The 15,654-nt window shown below is 67.8% G+C and carries 15 protein-coding genes; 9 read left to right on the top strand and 6 right to left on the bottom strand.

The window, feature by feature from the left end:
- Positions 1-12: 12 nt before the first annotated feature.
- Both P0Y52_12820 and P0Y52_12815 read right to left on the bottom strand, forming a co-directional pair.
- Positions 13-1,521 carry a HAMP domain-containing sensor histidine kinase gene (locus tag P0Y52_12820; protein WEK57413.1) on the bottom strand — a complete coding sequence of 503 codons (1,509 nt, stop codon included), beginning with the start codon at positions 1,519-1,521 and terminating at the stop codon, positions 13-15.
- A complete protein-coding gene (locus P0Y52_12815) occupies positions 1,518-2,246 on the bottom strand; it encodes a TVP38/TMEM64 family protein (GenBank protein ID WEK57412.1) in 729 nt (242 codons plus the stop codon). Before P0Y52_12815 ends, P0Y52_12820 begins: the two co-directional genes overlap by 4 nt.
- A 168-nt stretch (positions 2,247-2,414) precedes the next feature.
- On the opposite strand from P0Y52_12815, the gene rpmH reads away from it, so the two are divergent.
- Genes rpmH through P0Y52_12790 form a run of 5 tightly spaced genes read left to right on the top strand, consistent with a single transcriptional unit; the run spans position 2,415 to position 6,536 of the window.
- Entirely contained in the window at positions 2,415-2,549 is a 135-nt protein-coding gene (rpmH, locus tag P0Y52_12810) for a 50S ribosomal protein L34 (GenBank protein ID WEK57411.1), read from the top strand.
- Between the two features lie 33 nt (positions 2,550-2,582).
- Positions 2,583-3,011 (top strand): ribonuclease P protein component, encoded by a 429-nt coding sequence (gene rnpA / locus P0Y52_12805; protein WEK57410.1) that lies wholly within the window; start codon positions 2,583-2,585, stop codon positions 3,009-3,011.
- A gap of 5 nt (positions 3,012-3,016) precedes the next feature.
- The gene (gene yidC, locus P0Y52_12800) at positions 3,017-4,807 is read left to right on the top strand and encodes a membrane protein insertase YidC (GenBank protein ID WEK57409.1); all 1,791 of its coding nucleotides are present in this window, start codon (positions 3,017-3,019) and stop codon (positions 4,805-4,807) included.
- A 4-nt stretch (positions 4,808-4,811) separates the two neighbouring features.
- Positions 4,812-5,483, top strand: coding sequence for a ribosome biogenesis GTP-binding protein YihA/YsxC (gene yihA, locus P0Y52_12795; protein ID WEK57408.1), 672 nt, complete (start codon positions 4,812-4,814; stop codon positions 5,481-5,483).
- A gap of 60 nt (positions 5,484-5,543) precedes the next feature.
- A complete protein-coding gene (locus P0Y52_12790; GenBank protein WEK59496.1) occupies positions 5,544-6,536 on the top strand; it encodes an LLM class flavin-dependent oxidoreductase in 993 nt (330 codons plus the stop codon).
- Here the strand turns inward: P0Y52_12790 and P0Y52_12785 are convergent.
- Positions 6,524-7,516: a KpsF/GutQ family sugar-phosphate isomerase gene (locus tag P0Y52_12785; protein WEK57407.1), complete on the bottom strand. Its 993-nt coding sequence runs from the start codon at positions 7,514-7,516 to the stop codon at positions 6,524-6,526. The two genes, P0Y52_12790 and P0Y52_12785, sit on opposite strands and share 13 nt — an antisense overlap.
- 184 nt (positions 7,517-7,700) lie before the next feature.
- Here P0Y52_12785 and otsB point away from each other — a divergent pair, with 184 nt between their 5' ends.
- Genes otsB through P0Y52_12770 form a run of 3 tightly spaced genes read left to right on the top strand, consistent with a single transcriptional unit; the run spans position 7,701 to position 11,670 of the window.
- Positions 7,701-8,465 (top strand): trehalose-phosphatase, encoded by a 765-nt coding sequence (gene otsB, locus P0Y52_12780; GenBank protein WEK57406.1) that lies wholly within the window; start codon positions 7,701-7,703, stop codon positions 8,463-8,465.
- Positions 8,462-10,249, top strand: a complete 1,788-nt coding sequence (locus P0Y52_12775) for a glycoside hydrolase family 15 protein (GenBank protein WEK57405.1) — start codon at positions 8,462-8,464, stop codon at positions 10,247-10,249. The genes otsB and P0Y52_12775 overlap by 4 nt, the downstream gene beginning before the upstream one ends.
- Positions 10,246-11,670, top strand: coding sequence for a trehalose-6-phosphate synthase (locus P0Y52_12770; protein WEK57404.1), 1,425 nt, complete (start codon positions 10,246-10,248; stop codon positions 11,668-11,670). The genes P0Y52_12775 and P0Y52_12770 overlap by 4 nt, the downstream gene beginning before the upstream one ends.
- On the opposite strand, the gene P0Y52_12765 is transcribed toward P0Y52_12770, so the two are convergent.
- Positions 11,667-12,278: a glutathione S-transferase family protein gene (locus P0Y52_12765; GenBank protein WEK57403.1), complete on the bottom strand. Its 612-nt coding sequence runs from the start codon at positions 12,276-12,278 to the stop codon at positions 11,667-11,669. The two genes, P0Y52_12770 and P0Y52_12765, sit on opposite strands and share 4 nt — an antisense overlap.
- Positions 12,279-12,389: 111 nt before the next feature.
- Here P0Y52_12765 and P0Y52_12760 point away from each other — a divergent pair, with 111 nt between their 5' ends.
- Positions 12,390-13,097, top strand: a complete 708-nt coding sequence (locus P0Y52_12760; GenBank protein WEK57402.1) for a YafY family protein — start codon at positions 12,390-12,392, stop codon at positions 13,095-13,097.
- A 78-nt stretch (positions 13,098-13,175) separates the two neighbouring features.
- On the opposite strand, the gene P0Y52_12755 is transcribed toward P0Y52_12760, so the two are convergent.
- Both P0Y52_12755 and P0Y52_12750 read right to left on the bottom strand, forming a co-directional pair.
- Complete coding sequence (locus P0Y52_12755; protein ID WEK57401.1) at positions 13,176-14,378, bottom strand: acetyl-CoA C-acyltransferase; 1,203 nt, start codon at positions 14,376-14,378, stop codon at positions 13,176-13,178.
- Positions 14,379-14,603: 225 nt separating this feature from the next.
- Complete coding sequence (locus P0Y52_12750) at positions 14,604-15,509, bottom strand: SDR family NAD(P)-dependent oxidoreductase (protein ID WEK57400.1); 906 nt, start codon at positions 15,507-15,509, stop codon at positions 14,604-14,606.
- Positions 15,510-15,654: the final 145 nt, after the last annotated feature.

Raw genomic sequence — 15,654 nt, 5'->3', positions numbered from 1 at the left:
GGTCGGGGTGGGTCAGGCGGGCAGGCGCAGCTCGAAGGTCGTGCCCGCGGGGCCGGTGTCCAGCAGGCGCAGTTCCCCGCCGTGGTGGGCCGCCAGCTCACGCGAGATGGTCAGGCCCAGGCCGGTGCCCTCTGAGGCGCGACCGCTGACGAAGGCCTCGAACAGGCGCCCCGCCAGACGCTCGGGAATGCCAGGCCCGTCGTCGGTGATGCGAATCGCCACGACGCTGTCGCGGGTCTCGGCCGTGACGGTGATCCGGCCCTTCCTGTCGCGCGCTGGATCGCTCTCGATGGCCTGGCGGGCGTTGCGCATCAGATTGACCAGGATGCGATGGAGTTGGTCGCTGTCGGCGTTGACGGTCTGGCGCGGGGGCAGGTCGCGGATCAGGCGCACGCCGCCGTCCTCCAGCCCCGCATCCTCGGCGGCGACGGCGACAGCGCGGGCCAGCAACATCTTCTGAAGTTGCGGCGCAGCCTCTTCGGACTTGCCGTATTCTAGCACATTGCGGGCCAGGGCGGCGGCGCGGCCCAGGGCGCGCTCGAGCCGGGGCAGGGCCTTGGCCACCAGGGGGTCGGACGAGCTGGACAGACGCTCGGACGCCATCTGGGCCGAGGTCAGCATGTTGCGCAGGTCGTGATTGATCTTGGCCACCGCCTCGCCCAGGGCCGCCAGGCGGGCGCGCGAGCGCAGGGACTGACGCACCTCCTCCTGCATCCGCGCCAGCTCGCGCTCGACCCGGCCGATCTCGTCATGGCGGTCGGAGGGCGCCTCGCCGGGGCTTTCCGGGTCGGCGGCGAAGCGTTCGATGGCGCGCGTCACCCGGCGCAGGGGCGCCAGAACCAGGAAAGACAGGGAGGCATAGAGCAGCCCGCCGGCGACCAGGGCGATCAGCAGGGACATGGTCAGGCTGTTCAGCAGGAAGGTCTTCAGCTCGGTCTTCAGCGGCTGCGCGGGGGCCAGGATCTCGATGAAGTCGCCCGAGCGATAGCGCGGCTTGGCCTGCACCCGGATCGAGCGGTCAGGGTGGCCGAATAGCGTCTTCCAAGGGTCCAGAAGGCGGGCGCCGAGGTTGCGCTGGCGCAGGTCGATCAGGTCGGGCGCGCGCGGCAGGTTGGGGGCCTGCAGCAGCAGTCGGCGCACGCCCTGTTCGCCGACGACCACGGACTGGACCCCGCCGATGCTCAGCAGCTGTTCAGCAGTGGAATCCTCGACAGCGGAATAGGGCAGGGCCTCGACCCCGACCGAGGCCAGCTCGGCGGCCTGCAGCCGGTCCATCAGCCAACGCTCCTGAAAGGAGGCGGCGCTGGGCACCATGATGAGGGCGGCGACGGCCAGGGTGAAGGCCAGGGTCAGCAGCAGGAGGCGGCTGGACAGGCCGTCGGGGGCGCGCGGCGTCAGGCGCTCTCGCCAGGCAGGGGGCAGCCGCTCAGGCCACCGCGCCGCTTGCAGGCGGGCGATCAGGCCCGTCTCGTGGCGGGGGCGCGTGGTCAGCCGAGTCTCGATCGCGTTCCGTTCCGTCATTCGGCGTCCATGCCGTGCCGAGCGCGCCATTTCTGCACTAATTTGAGCGTCAGGGGCAGCAGCATCGACAGGAAGGCCACGCCGAGCAGGGGCCACATGAATTCGGCGAACAGGCTTTGCAGGTTGGGATCGGGATTATCGACCAGAATGTCGTTCAGCCCGGCGCCGATCCAGCAATAGATGATGTGGGCCGGCAGAAGGCCGATGAAGGTGGCGATCATATAGGGGCGCAGAGGGGCCGCCATGACGCCCGCGGCCACATTGATCAGGTGAAAGGGCACCGACACCACCAGGCGCGCCACCAGGACGTACCAGAAGGTGTTCCGGTCCACGCCCTCGCAGACCTTCTTCAGCAGACCGGTGTCCTGGGCCGCGCGACGGCGCAAGGATTCGCCCAGGGCTGTGCGACCCACATAATAGACGGCCAGGGCCCCTATGGTGGCGGCAAAGGCCGTCGCGACCCCTCCGACCCAGGGGCCGAACAGATAGCCGGCCGTCACGGTGATGAAGACCACGCCCGGCACCACGCTGGCGGTCAGCAGGGCGAAGACCAGCATCAGGGCGAGCAGGGTCAGGACATAGTGCTCGTCCGCCAGGGCCTGAAACGCCGCCCCGTGCTCGCGCAGGGTGTCCAGCGACAGGTAGCGGTTCCAGCCCATCCCGAGGATCAGCGCGATCGCCGCCAGCAGGACGGCGAGGGGCAGAAATCGTTTGACCCGGTTCATTCCTGCTCCGTAACCGACGCCGTGCCGCTTCCCTAGCGGTTTCAGACGGTTTGCAACGCTTCGGATCGCTTGTCGGCGTTGACTCGTCCGTCGCCGCCGCTTATACGCCCGCCTCCTGCAGCGGATGACTGTTGTCCGTTGTGAAACCCTGTAGCCCTGGAGCCGAACGTGAAGCGGACCTATCAGCCGTCGCGACTCGTGCGCAAGCGCCGTCACGGCTTCCGTTCGCGGATGGCCACCAAGAACGGTCAAAAGATTGTCGCGCGTCGCCGCGCCAAAGGCCGTAAGCGCCTGACGGCCTGACGTCACGCGCCCATTACCCTTCAGGGCGGGCGCATGACCGATCCGATGAAAATCGATCGCCTGACACGGCGGCCCCAGTTTCTGGCGGCCGCCAAAGGTGTTTCTCAGGCCCGCGGCGCCGTGGTGGTCCAGCAACTGGATCGTCAGGACGGCCAGACCGCGATCCGTTTGGGATTCACCGCCACCCGCAAGGTGGGCGGAGCTGTGGTGCGCAACCGCTGCAAACGCCGCCTGCGCGAGGCTGCACGCCTTTTGGCGCCCCTGCACGGGCGTCCCGGCTGCGACTATGTGTTCATCGCCCGCATGGGCACGGCGGACCGCGACTGGGACCGCTTGCTTGACGATGTGAAATCGGCCCTTACAAGGCTCGCAACCCCGCGTGCGGCTCCCGATATGGGAGATGCGGCGAAATCGCCCGCCCGCGCCTCTGACGATTCGCGCCCCTCCGGCCAGGACCGCTGACCCCGATGCAGAACGAGAATTCGCGCAACACCATCATCTTCTTCGTGTGCGCGGCCCTGATCATGGGCGTGTACTACTTCATGGTGATGCGGCCCCAGGCCGAGATGCGCCGCCAGCAGCAGGTTGTCGCCGCTGAACAGAAGCTGGCGACCAGCGACGCGGGGGCCAGCACGGCCTCGCGTCCCGAAGCCTTTGTGACCGACCGCGCCCAGGCCCTGGGCGCCGCTGTCCGCGTGCCCATCCAGACGCCCAAGCTGAAGGGCTCGTTGTCGCTGCAGGGCGCGCGCATCGATGACCTCTACCTGACCGACTACAAAGAGACGCTGGACAAGAATTCGCCTCCGGTGGAGCTGTTCCGCCCGCAGGGCATGGAGCACGCCTACTTCGCCCAGTTCGGCTGGAGCGGCCCCAATGTCGCCGGCGGCGTCCCCGGCCCGAACACGGCCTGGACCCTGACCAAGGGCGCCACCCTGACGCCGACCACCCCGGTCGAGCTGACCTGGGACAATGGCGCGGGCCTGCGCTTCACGCGCGTCATCGCTATCGACGCCCAGTACGTCTTCACCGTCACCGACACCGTCGCCAACCTGAGCGGCCAGCCGATCACCATCGCCCCCTATGGCCGCGTCGAGCGCCAGGGCGTGCCGACCGACCTGGGCAAGCAGATGATCCTGCATGAAGGCGCCATCGGCACCTTCGGCGGGGCCGGCAAGTTCACCACGGAACAGGTCAAGTACAAGGACTGGGCCAAGAAGCCGCGCATCGAGAAGCAGTCCACGGGCGGCTGGCTGGGCATCACCGACAAATACTGGATGGCCGCCCTCATCCCCGATCAGAAGGAAACGATCGAGGGGCGCTTCGCCGTCCGCGATCCCGACGGTCTGAACGTCCACGAAGCCGCCATGCTGGGCGCCACGCGCACCATCCAGCCGGGCCGCCAGATCGAAGAGACCCAGCGTCTGTTCGCTGGCGCCAAGCGCAATGAAATCCTGGCCGGCTATGAAAAGAGCCTGGACCTGCCGCGCTTCGTCTATGCGATCGACTGGGGCCACCTCTTCTTCCTGACGCGCCCGATCTTCATGATCGTGGAGTTCTTCTACGGCGTCCTCGGCAACTTCGGCCTGGCCATCCTGGCCCTGACCGTCGTGGTCAAGCTGATCATGTTCCCGCTGGCCAACAAGTCCTACGAGAGCCTGTCCAAGATGCGGACCCTCCAGCCCAAGATGGAGGAGATCAAAAAGAAATTTAAGGACGACCCGCAGAAGCAGCAGCAGGAGACGATGGCCCTGTATCAGCGGGAGAAGATCAATCCGCTGGCGGGCTGCCTGCCCATCGTGGTGCAGATCCCGGTCTTCTTCGCCCTGTACAAGGTGCTGTTCGTCACCATCGAAATGCGCCACGCGCCCTTCTTCGGCTGGATCCGCGACCTGTCGGCGCGCGATTCGTCGACGATCTGGAACCTGTTCGGCGCCATTCCGTGGGACCCGGCGACCCTGCCCCTGGCCGGGACCCTGCTCAACGGCCCGCTGCACCTTGGCGTCCTGCCGATCGTCTATGGTCTGACCATGTGGCTGCAGCAGTCGATGAACCCGCCGGCCCAGGACCCGATGCAGCGTCAGATCTTCGCCTTCCTGCCCTTCGTCTTCACCTTCATCATGGCCCCGTTCGCGGCCGGCCTGCTGATCTACTGGGCCTGGAACAACATCCTCTCGATCGCGCAGCAGTACGTCATCATGCACCGCTTCAAGGCCGAGAACCCGATCGACACCTTCCTCGCGCGTTTCAAGAAAGCCTGACCCATTGGATCAACCGTCGGACGAGCCCAAGGTCGGAGAATACTCGGACGCCGAGATCGAGGCGGCGCGGGTGCTGTTCTCGCGCCCGGCCACCTTCGTCCTGGGTTGCGCCAAGATCGAGCAACTGCCTGACCCTGACCTGCCCGAGATATCGTTCGCGGGCCGGTCGAACGTCGGCAAGTCCAGCCTGATCAACGCCCTGGTCGGCATGCACAAGCTGGCGCGCGCCTCGAACGAGCCGGGCCGCACGCGCGAGGTCAACTTCTTCGATCTGGACGGTCGGATGCGGCTGGTCGACCTGCCCGGCTACGGTTGGGCCAAGGCGTCCAAGACCACGGTGAAGAAGTTCCAGGACCTGGGCCGCGACTATCTGCGGGGCCGGGTGACGCTGAAGCGGGTCTATCTGCTGATCGACGCCCGCCACGGCCTGAAGAAGGTCGACGACGAAGCTCTGGACGCGCTCGACCTGGCCGCGGTCAGCTATCAGATCGTCCTGACCAAGGCCGACAAGCTGAAGAAGGGTGAGGCGGAAAAGGTCCAGGCGGCGACGTTGAAGGCCATCTCCAAACGCCCCGCCGCCTATCCGGCCGTGCTCGTGACCTCGTCCGAGAAGGGGACGGGGATGCCGGAGCTGCGCGCCGAAATCATGCGCACCACGGGCGTGGACCTGACCTAATTCGTCGTCTGTTTCATGCGTCGATATGGCGCCGCTGACGCGCGGCCCCATATCGAGCGGATGATCCCGCTTTCCATTCTCGACCTCGCCCCGGTGCCCGAGGGCTCCGACGTCTCGCAGTCGCTGGCCAACACCCTCGACCTGGCCCGCCACGCCGAGCGTCTCGGCTACAAGCGCTTCTGGCTGGCCGAGCACCACAACATGCCCGGCATCGCCAGCGCCGCGACCTCGGTCGTCATCGGCGCGGTGGCGGCGGCGACGAAGACCATCCGCGTCGGCGCGGGGGGCGTCATGCTGCCCAACCACGCCCCCCTGGTCATCGCCGAGCAGTTCGGCACATTGAACGCCCTGCACCCGGGCCGTATCGATCTGGGCCTGGGCCGCGCGCCCGGCTCGGATCAGGCCACGGCGCGGGCCCTGCGCCGCACGCTGCAGGGCGACGTGGACGCCTTCCCGCAGGACGTGATGGAGCTGATGCAGTGGTTCGCGCCTGCCACGCCGGATCAACGCATCATCGCCAACCCCGGCGAGGGTCAGGCCGTGCCGATCTGGATTCTGGGGTCGTCGACCTATGGGGCGCAACTGGCGGCCCATCTGGGCCTGCCCTACGCCTTCGCCAGCCATTTCGCGCCCGGCGAGATGATGCGGGCGCTGGACATCTATCGCCAGACCTTCCGCCCCTCCGAGCATCTGGCGGCGCCCTACGCCATGCTGGGCTACAACGTCTTCGCCGCCGAGACGGACGAGGCGGCGCGCCTGCTGTTCACCTCGGTCCAGCAGGCCTTCGTCAACCTGAGAACGGGCCGTCCCGGCAAGCTGCCCGCCCCGGTCGAGGGCTATTACGAGCGCCTCGACGGCGCCGCCCGCAGCATGATCGACGCCGCCCTGGCCTGTTCAGCGGTCGGTTCGCCCGAGACGGTGCGCGCGACCCTGGACGCCTTCGTGGCCCGGACCGGCGCCGACGAACTGATGGTCACCAGCCAGATCTGGAACCCGGCCGCGCGCGTGCGCTCAATCGAGCTTCTGGCCCAGGCGGTCGGTCAGGAAACGTAGCCGGCCTGCATCAGTTCGGCGATGTGGATGATGGCGACGGGGCGCTCGTTCTCAACCACGAACAGGTTGGCGATCTTGTTGGCGCTCAGCAGATCGACCACGTCGCTCATCCGGGCGTCGGGGTCCACGGTGATGGGGCTGCGGCTCATGATGTCCTCGGCGCGGATGGCCGTGATGTCATGGGCGAAGGCGCGGCGGATGTCGCCGTCGGTGATGATGCCCGCCAGCGTCCCGTTGGAATGCAGGACTGCGACCGCGCCCTTGCGCCCGGCCGAGATGGCCGAGACCACGGTGCTGAAGTCGGCGTCCAGCGGCACGCTGGCCGGAAGGGCGGCGTTGTCGCCCATCCATTCGCGCACGCTTTGCAGGCTCATGCCCAGGGCGCCGCCGGGGTGGTGCAGGCCGAAGTCTTCCCGGGTGAAGCCGCGACGGTCCATCAGCACCATGGCCAGGGCGTCGCCGATGGCCAGGGTCATCAGGGTCGAGGTGGTCGGCGCCAGACCATTGGGGCAGGCCTCGGCCACCTTGGGCATGGTCAGGCTGACGGCCGAATGACGGCCCAGGAAGCTGCCCGCGCGCTGGGTGATGCCGATGACCGGAATGTCGTTGCGCTGGCAATAGAGCAGGGGGTCGCGCAGTTCGCGGCTCTCGCCTGAGTTGGAGATGGCCAGCAGCGTGGTGTCGGGGCGCAGCATCCCCAGGTCGCCGTGGCTCATCTCCGCCGGGTGGACGAAGAAGGAGTTGGTGCCGGTCGAGGCCAGGGTGGCGGCGATCTTGCCGCCGATGTGGCCCGACTTGCCCATGCCGGTCACGACCAGGTAGCCGGGGCGCGACAGGATGATGTCGCAGGCGCGGGCGATCGAGACGTCGATGGAGCGCTCCAGCGCCTCCAGGGCCTCGATATTCAGGCGCACGACCTCGCGCGCTCGGTCGGTCATCGCGGCGATCTGTTCCGGCGACGAATGAACGGATTCGGGCATCATCAGGCTCCTGAGGCGCCGGACCGCTGCGGCGGTTCTTTGTGGCGACCCGGCGAATTGCCCCATCTGAAGAGTTCGCACAATGGCGAGGCCGCGACGCAATTGTCACCGCGGCGGACAACCTTCCGGGTCCGGGTGCGTTCCCAACAGTCTCGACAACAGCATCGAAACGAGTTCGGACCTTATGCCGTCTGCCTCCGGGGCGATCGCCTCACGCCTGCCCAAGCCGCCCGTCGCGCCTGAAAAGCCCGCCCTCTTCCTCGATCTGGACGGCGTGCTGGCGCCCCTGGCGCCGACGCCGGACGCGGTGGAACCAGACGCGCGACGCACCGATGTGCTGATCCGGCTGACAGATCGGCTGGACGGGCGCGTCGCCATTGTCAGCGGCCGGACCCTGGGCGAGATCGACCGGATCAGCGACGGCGCGGCGCGGGCGGCCTCGGGCGTGCACGGTCTGCAAAGACGACGCGGCGACGGCACCTTCGCCAACCGGACGCCGGACCCGGCGGTGCGCCGCGTGGTCGCCGCCTTTGACGCCTTCGCCGCCGACCGCCCGGGCGTGCTGGTGGAGGACAAGCAACTGTCGGCGGGTCTGCACTACCGTCAGGCGCCCGGCGTCTCTGCGGACGCCCTGGCCCTGGCCGCGTCCCTGGCCGAGGAGACAGGGCTGGCCCTGCAGCCGGGGTCCATGGTGCTGGAACTCAAGACGCCCGGCACCGACAAGGGCGGGGCCCTGACCGCCTTCATGGCCGAGGCGCCGTTCAAGGGCGCGCTCCCCATCATGGTCGGCGACGACCTGACGGACGAACACGGCTTCGAGGCGGCTGCAGCCCTAGGCGGGTTCGGCGTCCTGGTCGGACCCGAGCGCCCGACCGCGGCCCGTTACCGGCTGGACGACGTCGCCGCCGTGCTCGACTGGCTGGATCAGATCGAAGGAGGCGCCGCATGACCCGTCCGAATCTCGATCTGGCCCCCATCGGCAACTGTTCGGTCAGCGCCCTGATCGACCGAGAGGGCCGCTTTGTCTGGGCCTGCGCCCCGCGCGTGGACGGCGACCCGGTGTTCTCCGCCCTGATGGACGGCAGCGATCCCGAGCATGGCTTCTGGGCCATCGAACTGGCCGACCGGGTGTCGATCGAGCAGGCCTATGTGCGCAACACCCCCGTCCTGCGCACCGTCATGACCGACGCGCGCGGGGCCTCGGTCGAGATCCTCGACTTCGCGCCGCGCCATCTGAAGCACTCGCGCATCTATCGTCCCATCGCCTTTGCGCGGGTGGTGAGGCCCCTGTCGGGGGCGCCGCGCATCACGGTGCGGCTGCGCCCCTCGGCGGACTGGGGCGCGCGTCGGGCGGAACAGACCTCCGGCTCCAACCACATCCGCTATCTGTGCACAGACCTGACGCTGCGGCTGACCACCAACTGCCCCGTCACCCATGTTCAGAACGAGCGGACCTTCCGGCTGGAAGATGAACTGGCCTTCTTCCTCGGCCCGGACGAGGGCTACGACCAGTCGGTCATGGCCGGGGTTTCGGCGGCGCTGGATCAGACCATCCTGCACTGGAAGCTGTGGACCCGGACCCTTTATGTGCCGCTGGACTGGCAGGAGGCGGTGATCCGCGCCGCCATCACCCTGAAGCTGTGCGTCTATGAGGAGACCGGCGCCATCGTCGCCGCCATGACCACCTCGGTGCCCGAGTTCTCCGAGAGCGGGCGCAACTGGGACTATCGTTTCTGCTGGGTGCGCGACGCCTATTACACGGTGCGGGCGCTGAACCGGCTGGGCGCGGTCGATATTCTCGAGAGCTACCTCGGCTACCTGCGCAATCTGGTGGACGACGCCCAGGGCGGCCACGTCCAGCCTGTCTATGGGGTGGGGCTGGAGGCGGACATCGGCGAGCGCGTCGTCGAAACCGTCGAGGGCTATCGCGGCATGAAGCCGGTGCGCGTCGGCAATCAGGCGCACGAGCACCTGCAACACGACGTCTATGGCCAGATCGTCCTGCCCCTGGTCCAGGCCTTCTTCGATGAACGGATGCTGCGGCCCGGCACCATCGAGGACTTCCATGCGCTCGAGAAGGTCGGCGACCGCGCCTTCTCCATGCACGACCAGACTGATGCGGGCCTGTGGGAGTTCCGCACCATCGCCCGGGTCCACACCTATTCCTCGGTCATGTGCTGGGCCGCCTGCGACCGGCTGGCCAAGGCGGCGCGCCATCTGGGGCTGACCGAGCGCGGCGAGCTGTGGGACGAGCGGGCGCGGCTGATCCGGGCACGGATCGAGGCCGAGGCCTATCTGCCCGACGAGGGCCGTTTCGCCGCCAGCTTCGGCGGGACCGAGCTGGACGCCTCCCTGCTGCAGATGACCGACCTGGGCTTCCTCGACGCCCGCGACCCGCGTCAGGTCAAGACTTTCGAGGCGGTCGAGCGCGACCTGAAGAAGGGCCCCTATCTGTTCCGCTACATCCACCCCGACGACTTCGGCGAGCCGGAGACGGCCTTCAACTTCTGCACCTTCTGGTTCATCGAGGCCCTGCATCTGAACGGCCGAACCGAGGAGGCGAGGGCCATCTTTGACGAGATGCTCAGCCGACGGACCCACGCGGGCTTGCTCAGCGAGGACATCTCGCTTCAGGACGGCGAACTGTGGGGCAACTACCCGCAGACCTATTCCCTGGTCGGGATCATCAACTGCGCCGTCCTGCTCAGTCGTTCATGGCAGGATGCCCGATGAGCCGGCTGATTGTCGTCTCCAACCGCGTCTCGGCGCCCAAGGACCCGGCGGCGGGTTCGGCGGGCGGGTTGGCCATGGCCCTGTCGGCGGCGCTGCGCAAATACGACGGCCTGTGGTTCGGCTGGTCCGGCGAGACGGTCGAGCAGTTCACCGGCGAGTTGAACATCGAGGACCGGGCGGGCGTCACCGTCGCCACCGTCGATCTGGAGCCGCAGGACGTCGACGAATACTACAACGGCTACGCCAACAAGACCCTGTGGCCCCTGTTCCACCACCGGGTCGATCTGACGGCCTACGAGCGGTCCTACGGCGAGGGCTATGAACGCACCAATCGCCGCTTCGCCGAGGTGCTGGAGCCGCTGATCCAGCCCGACGACATCATCTGGATCCACGACTATCACATGATCCCGATGGCGCGGGACCTGCGCCGTCTGGGGGTCAAGAACCGGATCGGCTTCTTCCTGCATACGCCCTGGCCGGCGCGGCAGCTGCTGGTGACGCTGCCGCATCATCGCCGGCTGGTGGAGTCGATGTTCTATTTCGACCTGATCGGTTTCCATACCCATGAATGGCTGGGTCTGTTCGAGCGCTACGTCGAGGTCGAGGCGCGGGGGCGGGTGTCGCCTGACCATGTGATCGAGGCCTTCGGCCGTCGGGTTCAGTGCGGGGTCTTCCCCATCGGCATCGACGTGGACGGCTTCCTGGCTGCGCGCGACTCGGTGCTGGGAGGCAAGACCTATGACCGGATGGCGGCTTCGGCGGCTTTCCGCTCCATGATTGTCGGCGTTGATCGGCTCGACTACTCCAAGGGGTTGGAGCAGCGGATGCTGGGCTTCGAGCAGTTTCTGGAGGACAACCCCGCCATGCGCGGCGAGGTCTTCCTGTTGCAGGTGACGCCGATCTCGCGCGACGACGTGGATACCTATCAGGACATTCGCGGACGGCTGGACGCCCTGGCCGGGCGCATCAACGGCGCCTATGCCGACATGGACTGGCAGCCGATCCGCTATCTGAACCGCACCTTCCGCCGGGATCAGCTGGCGGGCCTCTATCGCGCGGCCAAGGTGGGTTTGGTCACGCCCCTGCGCGACGGCATGAACCTGGTGGCCAAGGAATATGTCGCGGCCCAGAATCCCGACGATCCCGGCGTGCTGATCCTGTCGCGTTTCGCCGGCGCCGCCGAACAGATGGGCGAGGCCCTGCTGGTCAATCCCTTCAGCCGTGAAGAGCTGTCGGAAGCGATCAAGACGGCCCTGACCATGCCGCTGGAGGAGCGCATCCGCAAATGGAAGGCGCTGATGCAGGTGGTGCGCGACACCGACGTGGGAATATGGCGCGACAGCTATGTCGGGGCGCTCAGGAAGGTCGCGATCCGCGCCGACGACGAGGTGGTCGCCGACGCGGCTGAACCTGCGGCCTAACTGGCTTCGGCGTATTGCGGCGGCGCGCCGTCGCGGGCGAGGGCGCGGGCATGGGCGGGACGGGCCGCCAACCGCTCGACATAGGCGTCCAGCAGCGGGCTGTCCGGCAGGTGTTCGCGCGCCCAGGCCAAGGTGCTGCCGATCAGGACGTCGGCCACGGTGAAGCGGTCGCCCATCAGCCAGGGACCTTCCCACAGGGCTTCCAGCAGGCGGGTGACGGCGGCGTCGTAGCGGGCCTTCGCATGGGGATCTGTGTCCACCGCGCCGGTCATCTTGTTCCACAGCGAGGGCTCCAGCTCGCCCGAGGCCCAGAACATCCAGGTCAGCAGCGGCCCGCGTTGCGGCGAATCCGGGGGGAAGCCCAGACCGGCTTCGGGATGCAGGCCCGTCAGGTAGAAGGCGCCCGCCGCCGATTCGGTGATCAAGGCGCCGTCGTGCAGCAGGGCCGGGACCTTGCCGTCTGGATGAGGGTTCCTGGGATCGGCGGCGCCCGTGCCGTCCATGCGGCGGATGTCGCAATATTCGATGCGGCAGTCGGCCCCCAGTTCCTCGACCAGCCAGACCAGGCGAGAGGAACGGGACCAGGGGGCGTGGAACAGGGTCAGCATCGATAGTCCTCCCAGATATCGGGCCGCGACGGGGCGTCGGCGGCGGTCCATCTTGACTACTGACACCCTACTGCCACCATGCTGTCAGCAGTCTTCGGCCAGGGTGGGGACATGAGACGCGCCGACCGACTGTTCCAGATCATCCAGGTGCTACGCCGGGCCTCGCGTCCGGTGACGGCCGACGCCATCGCGGCCGAACTGGAGACCTCGAAACGCACCATCTACCGCGACATCGCCGCCCTGTTAGGCCAGCGGGTGCCGATCCGGGGCGAGGCGGGGTTGGGCTATGTTCTGGACGGCGGCTTCGACCTGCCGCCGCTGATGCTGACGTCCGATGAGATCGAGGCGGCGGTGTTGGGCGCTCAGTGGGTGGCGGCGCGCGGCGATCCGGCCCTGGCGCGGGCCGCGCGCGACCTGACCGCCAAGATCGCCGCCATCGTGCCGGAACGGTTGCGTCCGGTGGTGCTGGAGCCCTCGGTGGCCACGCCCCCGCCCTGGGAGCAGAAGATCGAGACCGTGGACCTGGCCCAGGTGCGGGCCTGGATTCACGCCGGGCGCAAGCTGCGGCTGCACTACGCCGACGAGCAGGGGCGCGAGACGACGCGCGTCGTCTGGCCCTTCCTGATCGGCTATCACGAGCGGGCGCGTCTGCTGCTGGCCTGGTGCGAGACGCGCGAGGACTTCCGCAGCTTCCGCGCCGACCGCGTGGTCGACGCCGAGTTTCTGAACGACCGCTATCCCGGTCGGCCCGCCGTTCTGCGCCAGCGCTGGTTCGCAGCGATGGAGGCGCGGCGGGCCGCCGAGTGCGGGCCTCAGTAGATTTCGAACAGACCTGCCGCGCCAGCATGAACCGCATTGCGGTTCCTGCCACTTTGATGATGGGCGCGGCTGACCGGCCTAGTAGATTTCGAACAGACCCGCCGCGCCCATGCCGCCGCCGATGCACATGGTGACGACGCCATATTTGGCGCCGCGCCGCTTGCCCTCGATCAGGACGTGGCCGGTCATCCGCGCGCCTGACATGCCGTAGGGGTGGCCGATGGACACCGCGCCGCCGGAGACGTTGAGCAACTCGTTGGGGATGCCGAGCTTGTCACGGCAGTAGAGCACCTGCACCGCGAAGGCCTCGTTCAGTTCCCAGATGCCGATATCGTCCATGGTCAGGCCGTGGCGTTTCAGCAGCTTGGGCACGGCATAGACCGGGCCGATGCCCATCTCGTCCGGTTCGCAGCCGGCTACGGCCATGCCGCGATAGGCGCCGAGCGGCTGCAGGTTGCGCTTCACCGCCTCGCCCGCCTCCATGACGACGCAGGCCGAGGCCCCGTCCGACAGCTGCGAGGCGTTGCCGGCGGTGATGAATTCGCCCTGCTGGATTTCCTCGCCGCCGCCGAAGACGGGTTTCAGCGATTGCAGGCCCTCCAGCGTGGTGTCCGGACGGTTGCCCTCGTCCCTGGCCAGGGTGACTTCCTTGGACGAGGTCTCGCCGGTCGCCTTGTCCATGACCAGCATGGAGGTGGTCATCGGCACGATCTCGGCGTCGAAATGACCGGCCACCTGGGCCGCGGCCGTACGCTGCTGCGATTGCAGGGCGTATTCGTCCTGGGCGTCGCGGCTGATGTTGTAGCGGCGGCTGACCACCTCGGCGGTTTCCAGCATCGACATATAGATGTGGGGCGACAGCTTCAGCAGCGCCTCGTCCTTCATCCGGTAGAGGTTCATGTGCTGGTTCTGGACCAGGGAGATGCTCTCCAGCCCGCCGCCGACCGCCATCTTCTGCTGGTCGAAGATGACCTGCTTGGCCGCCGTGGCGATCCCCATCAGGCCCGAGGCGCACTGGCGATCCAGGCTCATGCCGGGCACGGAGGAGGGCAGACCCGCCGCCAGCGCCACCTGACGCGCGACATTCGTCCCGGTCGACCCCTGTTGCAGGGCGGCCCCCATGACGACGTCCTCGATCTCGGCCGGATCGACGCCGGCGCGCGCGACCGCGTGCCTGACCGCGTGGGCGCCGAGCGTCTGCGCCTGGGTGTCGTTGAAGGCCCCGCGATAGGCCCGGCCGATCGGGGTGCGGGCGGTGGAGACGATGACGGCTTCACGCATCGAGAAGGTTCTCTCTTTTTGGGGCGCTATCGCTCGCGACGCGGTCGCTCGCTGCTTGAGCGCCGAAAAGGGCGCTGTCGCTGGCGATGCGGTCGCTCGCTGCTTGAGCGCGTTTCCTGCCTGAAGTGAGGATAGGCGCATCACGTGGCGTCAACGCAAGGCGCCTTCTGAGAAGTGAGCGCGGGCCTCAAGCAGCGAGGCGCCGCGCGCCGGTGCTAGGCCACCTTAAGACCCATGATGCTTCTGGGCCTTGGTCAATTCGATCATGCCCTGGGCGGCGCCCATCTCCGGCACGATCTCGTTTTCGCGGTCCGAGATGGCGTCGAAGCGGGCGGCGACCTGTTCGGGGGCGTCGGGGCCGACGGCGAAGTCGCCCTGCGTCAGGGTGACATAGGCGCGTTCGAAGCCGCCGGCGCCGGCGGCCAGGATGGCGCGGGTCGGGGCGTCGCGGCTGACCAGATAGAGCAGGCCCGGTGAGACCAGTTCCGGCCCCAAAGCCTCCAGCGGCAGGCCTTGCAGGTCCTCGGTCATGCGAGTGTGGGCGGTCGGCGCCAGGGCGTTGACGCGGATGTCGTTCTTGGCCCCTTCGATCGCCAGGGTCTGCATCAGGCCGACCAGGGCCATCTTGGCCGCGCCATAGTTGGCCTGACCGAAGTTGCCGAACAGGCCCGACGACGAGGTGGTCATGACGATACGGCCATAGTTCTGGGCCCGCATGATGTCCCACACCGCCTTGGTGCAGTGAACCGCGCCCATCAGGTGAACGTCCATGACCAGGCGGAAATCGGCCAGCTCCATCTTGGCGAAGCTCTTGTCGCGCAGGATGCCGGCGTTGTTCACCAGAATGTCGATGCGGCCCCAGCGAGCCATGACCTCGGCCACCATGGCCTCGACCGCCGCCGCGTCCGTGACCGAGGCCGCATTGGCCATGGCCTCGCCGCCCGCGGCCTCGATTTCAGCGACCACGGCCTCGGCGGCCGTGGCTGACCCCCCCGAACCGTCGCGAGCGCCGCCCAGATCATTGACCACCACCTTGGCGCCCCGCGCCGCCAGGGCCAGGGCGTGTTCGCGGCCCAGACCGCCGCCTGCGCCCGTCACGATCGCCACCTGCCCGTCGAACCTGATGCTCATCCTGCCTCTCCGTCTTGTTTAAAGACTGTCCTAGCAGGCGGGATTGGGGTGCAAAACGGGCGTTTGTGTTGAAACGGCGCCACACCCCGTCGCATTCCTGCGGAAAGCGGCGGAACCGCAGCGATCCTGTGTCGTTCGGGCCTTT

The sequence above is a fragment of the Candidatus Brevundimonas phytovorans genome (assembly GCA_029203145.1).
GTDB lineage: Bacteria > Pseudomonadota > Alphaproteobacteria > Caulobacterales > Caulobacteraceae > Brevundimonas > Brevundimonas phytovorans.
The sequence above is the reverse complement of the archived record's forward strand: the minus strand, read 5'-3'. Positions and strand labels throughout refer to the sequence as shown.

Excerpts from the sequence above, each read along its gene's own strand:
- rnpA (WEK57410.1), top strand. The coding sequence starts at position 2,583 with ATGACCGATCCGATGAAAATCGATCGCCTGACACGGCGGCCCCAGTTT.
- P0Y52_12755 (WEK57401.1), bottom strand. The coding sequence starts at position 14,378 with ATGCGTGAAGCCGTCATCGTCTCCACCGCCCGCACCCCGATCGGCCGG.
- P0Y52_12775 (WEK57405.1), top strand. The coding sequence starts at position 8,462 with ATGACCCGTCCGAATCTCGATCTGGCCCCCATCGGCAACTGTTCGGTC.
- P0Y52_12760 (WEK57402.1), top strand. The coding sequence starts at position 12,390 with ATGAGACGCGCCGACCGACTGTTCCAGATCATCCAGGTGCTACGCCGG.
- P0Y52_12815 (WEK57412.1), bottom strand. The coding sequence starts at position 2,246 with ATGAACCGGGTCAAACGATTTCTGCCCCTCGCCGTCCTGCTGGCGGCG.
- P0Y52_12785 (WEK57407.1), bottom strand. The coding sequence starts at position 7,516 with ATGCCCGAATCCGTTCATTCGTCGCCGGAACAGATCGCCGCGATGACC.
- P0Y52_12770 (WEK57404.1), top strand. The coding sequence starts at position 10,246 with ATGAGCCGGCTGATTGTCGTCTCCAACCGCGTCTCGGCGCCCAAGGAC.
- otsB (WEK57406.1), top strand. The coding sequence starts at position 7,701 with ATGCCGTCTGCCTCCGGGGCGATCGCCTCACGCCTGCCCAAGCCGCCC.
- P0Y52_12820 (WEK57413.1), bottom strand. The coding sequence starts at position 1,521 with ATGACGGAACGGAACGCGATCGAGACTCGGCTGACCACGCGCCCCCGC.
- P0Y52_12765 (WEK57403.1), bottom strand. The coding sequence starts at position 12,278 with ATGCTGACCCTGTTCCACGCCCCCTGGTCCCGTTCCTCTCGCCTGGTC.
- P0Y52_12790 (WEK59496.1), top strand. The coding sequence starts at position 5,544 with ATGATCCCGCTTTCCATTCTCGACCTCGCCCCGGTGCCCGAGGGCTCC.
- yidC (WEK57409.1), top strand. The coding sequence starts at position 3,017 with ATGCAGAACGAGAATTCGCGCAACACCATCATCTTCTTCGTGTGCGCG.
- P0Y52_12750 (WEK57400.1), bottom strand. The coding sequence starts at position 15,509 with ATGAGCATCAGGTTCGACGGGCAGGTGGCGATCGTGACGGGCGCAGGC.